Annotated in this window: 4 protein-coding genes; 2 read left to right on the top strand and 2 right to left on the bottom strand. The window is 68.1% G+C overall.

Annotated elements, in window-relative coordinates:
* Together FKP22_RS23445 and hrcA are read right to left on the bottom strand one after the other, a co-directional pair.
* A partial coding sequence (locus FKP22_RS23445; protein WP_310733363.1) for a secretin N-terminal domain-containing protein occupies positions 1-786 on the bottom strand: 786 nt, incomplete at its 3' end.
* 139 nt (positions 787-925) lie between these two features.
* Positions 926-1,954, bottom strand: coding sequence for a heat-inducible transcriptional repressor HrcA (gene hrcA / locus FKP22_RS23440; protein ID WP_141290085.1), 1,029 nt, complete (start codon positions 1,952-1,954; stop codon positions 926-928).
* A gap of 94 nt (positions 1,955-2,048) precedes the next feature.
* On the opposite strand from hrcA, the gene FKP22_RS23435 reads away from it, so the two are divergent.
* Entirely contained in the window at positions 2,049-2,924 is an 876-nt protein-coding gene (locus FKP22_RS23435) for an NAD kinase (protein WP_141290084.1), read from the top strand.
* Between the two features lie 2 nt (positions 2,925-2,926).
* Positions 2,927-3,937, top strand: a 1,011-nt coding sequence (locus FKP22_RS23430) for an AAA family ATPase (protein ID WP_141290083.1), incomplete at its 3' end; no start/stop codon positions are given.

The raw sequence follows: 3,937 nt of genomic DNA, 5'->3' as shown, positions 1-3,937 counted from the left end.
TGCGGCGCCAGCGCCGCTGCTTGCGCTGGCGTTGCTGCGCTGGGCTTGCGCGCCGGGGGTTGGACTGGCGGATGATGAGCCGCCAGCCTCTTCGCTGAGTCGCTGCACCAGCACGGCCATGTCCACCGCCAGCGCATGCTGCAGCGGGATGACTTCGACGTCGGTGGCGCTGGGCTGGTCCAGCGCGCTGATGATCTGGCCCAGGCGCTGCAGGTTGCTGGCGTAGTCGGTGATGACCAGCGCGTTGTTGCCGGCGCTGACGTTGATGGTGTTGTTCGCGGTGATCAGCGGGCGCAGCACCGGCAGCAGGTTGGCGGCGCTTTCGTAGCTGGGGCGGAAGATCTGCGTCTGCACCGTGTCGCCTGCGCGCGAAGCCCCTTCTACGGAGACGGTGCCGCTCTGCAGCTTGGCATCGGCCTCGGGCAGGATCTTCAACAGGCCGTTGGACTCGATGATGGCCAGGCTCAGGCCACGCAGGCCGGCGACGAAAATGGACAAGGCCTGGGCCTGGCTGACCGGCTGCTCGGTGTAGAGCGTGAGCTTGCCCTTGACGCGCGGGTCGACCAGGATGGGCCGGTTCAGCAGGTCGGCCATCACGCGGGCGGCGGCCTCCACTTCGATGTCGGGGAAGTTCAGCGTGGCCCCGCCCGCGTGCGCGGCCACTTTGGACGAGGCACGGTTGGTGGACGCAGCATGCGAGGCGGCGGCGCCAGCGAGGAGGCAAGCGGCCAGCAGGCACGGCCAGGCGCGCAAGCACGCGGGCCGCGTCATTCCAGAAAGGTTCACAGCAAGGACTTCAGCAGAGCAGGACGGGACAGCGCCGAACAGCGCAGGCCGCGATGCTGGAAGCCTTGTGTCAAGCGCGCTTGTGGCGCCGGTAAGTGCGCAGCAACATGGCTGCGCCGTCTTGCTCAGTGCTGGCTGTTCAGCGCTGGCTCAGGGCGTTGCCGACCAGCTTGGACGTGATGTCGACGATCTGGATCATGCGGTCGTAGGCCATGCGGGTGGGGCCGATCACGCCCAGCGTGCCGACGACGTGGCCGTCGACCTCGTACGGCGCCGAGACCACCGACAGCTCTTCGTACGGCACCACCCGGCTCTCGCCGCCGATGTAGATGCGCACGCCTTCGGCGCGGCTGGAGGTGTCCAGCAAGCGCATCAGCTGGGTCTTCTGCTCGAACAGATCGAACAGCTTGCGCAGCGAGCCCATGTCGTGGCCGAAGTCCTGCACGCCCAGCAGGTTGCGCTCGCCGCTGACGATGACCTGGTCCTCGTTTTCGGCCAGCGCCTCGGAGCCTGCCTTCACCGCCGCATGCATCAGCACGCCAATCTCGCCGCGCAGCACTTCGACCTCGCCTTGCAGCCGCTCGCGGACTTCCTCCAGGCTGAGGTTTGCGTAGTGGGCGTTGAGGAAGTTGGTGGCCTCTATCAGTTCGCCCTGGCTGTAGTCGTGCGCGGTGAACAGCACGCGGTTCTGCACGTCGCCATCCGGTGCGACCAGGATCACCAGCACCCGCTTGTCGCCCAGGCGCATGAACTCGACGTGGCGGAACACGCTGGCCTTGCGCGGCGCGGTGACCACGCCGACAAAGCTCGACAGGTTGGACAGCAGCTGCGCGGCCTGGGCGATCACGCGCTGCGGCTGGTCCGGCTGCAGCTGGCCGCGGGCGGCGGCAAATTCGGAGGCGCTACCGGCCAGGTCCAGCGGGCGGGCAGTGAGCATGGTGTCGACAAACAGCCGGTAGCCGCGGGCGGTGGGAATGCGGCCGGCAGAGGTGTGCGGGCTGATGATCAGGCCGGCGTCTTCCAGGTCGGACATGACGTTGCGGATGGTCGCGGGCGACAGCTCCAGACCTGAGGCTTTGGAGAGCGTGCGCGAGCCCACGGGCTGCCCGTCGGCAATGTAGCGTTCAACCAGGGTTTTCAGCAGTGATCGGGCGCGATCGTCGAGCATGTTTTTCATTGTACGGACATGCACTTGTGCAGGGCGCCAACGAGGGCAGCCCAGGGGGTCTCACAGAAGGGCGTGTGGTGTAATTCTTCGCACCATGCCAACCCGTTTTCGCCACGCCGCGCTGATAGGCAAGTATCAGGCCCAGGGCATCCGACCGATGCTCGAAGCCATTGCCGACTTCCTGGGGCGCCAGGGCTTGGAAGTCTCGATCGACCACGAGACCGCGCACAACACCGACTGGACCGAACACACGGCCTTGAGCCCGGCAGAGATCGGCGCGCAGTGCGACATTGCGGTGGTGGTGGGCGGCGACGGCACCATGCTGGGCATTGCCCGCGAACTGGCAGCGCACAACCTGCCGCTGGTCGGCATCAACCAGGGCCGGCTGGGCTTCATCACCGACGTGCGCCTGAGCGACTGGGCCGAGGCACTGGGCCCCATCATCCAGGGCGACTACGAAGAAGAGCGGCGCGCGATGATCGAAGGCGCCGTGTGGCGCGACGGCGCGACCATCTTCGAAGGCCTGGCGCTGAACGACGTGGTGGTGAGCCGAGGTGCCACGTCCAGCATGGTCGAGCTGCGGGTGGACGTGGGCAGCGACTTCGTCGCCAACATGCGCGCCGACGGCCTGATCCTGGCATCGCCCACCGGTTCCACCGCCTATTCGCTGTCGGCCGGCGGGCCCATCCTGCACCCGTCCATCGGCGGCTGGGTACTGGTGCCGATTGCCTCGCACACCTTGTCGAACCGGCCCATCGTGCTGCCGGACTCTCAGGAAGTGACCATCACCATCGTGGCCGGGCGAGACGCGAGCGCCAGCTTCGACATGCAAAGCCTGGCCAGCCTGCTGCACGGCGACCAGGTGCGCATGCGCCGCTCGTCGCAGATGGTGCGCTTCTTGCACCCGCGTGGCTGGAGCTACTACGCCACGCTGCGCCGCAAGCTGCGCTGGTACGAAGGCACGGTCTGATCATGCTCAAGCACCTGACCCTGAAGGATTTCGTGATCGTCAGCGAGCTGGACCTCGCGTTCGATGGCGGTTTTTCCGTGCTGACCGGCGAGACCGGCGCCGGCAAGTCCATCCTGATCGACGCGCTGCAGCTCGCGCTGGGCGCCCGGGCCGAGAGCCAGATGGTGCGCGAAGGCGCTTCGCGCGCCGAAATCACCGCCGGCTTCGACTCACCCGCCTCGCTCGCCGCCTGGCTGGAAGAAGCCGGCTTCGAGCAGGACGACGACCTGCTGCTGCGCCGCGTGGTGGACGCCCAGGGCAAGAGCCGCGGCTTCATCAACGGCAGCCCGGCCACCGCCAGCCAGCTGCGCGAAGTGGCCGAACACCTGGTTGACATCCACGGCCAGCATGCCTGGCAGGGCCTGACCAAGCCCGCCTCGGTGCGCGCGCTGCTGGACCAGCAGGCCGGGGCAGACACCACGCCGGTGGCCCGCGCCTACGCCGCCTGGAAAGCCGCGGCCGACGCGCTGGCGCAAGCCCGCGAACACCAGGGCGAGCGCGAGGACGAACGCGAACGCCTGCAGTGGCAGCTCGGGGAGCTGGACAAGCTGTCGCCCGGAGAGACCGAATGGCCGGAGCTGAACCACGAGCACCAGCGGCTGGCGCACGGCCAGGCGTTGATTGAGGCTGCGCACCAGGCCGGCCAGTGGCTGGAAGAAGACGAGGCCAGCGCCGCGCGGCTGCTGGGCAAAGCCTTGAATTCACTGCAAGCCGTCAGCGACTACGACGAGCGGCTGGCACCGGTGATCGAAGGGCTGCACAGCGCCAGCGTGCAACTGGACGACGCCACGCACACCTTGCAGGCCTACCTGGGCCGCGCCGAGCTGGACCCTTCCCGCCTGGGCGAGCTGGACAGCAGGCTCTCGGCCTGGATGGGCCTGGCCCGGCGCTTTCGCCGCCAGCCCGAAGACCTGCCGGCGCTGCGCGAGGAATGGCGCGCGGCGCTGGCACAGCTCGAAGCCGCAGCCGACCTG

This window comes from Ideonella azotifigens (assembly GCF_006519715.1).
Classification (GTDB): domain Bacteria; phylum Pseudomonadota; class Gammaproteobacteria; order Burkholderiales; family Burkholderiaceae_C; genus Ideonella; species Ideonella azotifigens.
The sequence above is the reverse complement of the archived record's forward strand: the minus strand, read 5'-3'. Positions and strand labels throughout refer to the sequence as shown.

Coding starts and splice junctions, on each gene's coding strand:
- hrcA (WP_141290085.1), bottom strand. CDS start 1,954: ATGCTCGACGATCGCGCCCGATCACTGCTGAAAACCCTGGTTGAACGC.
- FKP22_RS23435 (WP_141290084.1), top strand. CDS start 2,049: ATGCCAACCCGTTTTCGCCACGCCGCGCTGATAGGCAAGTATCAGGCC.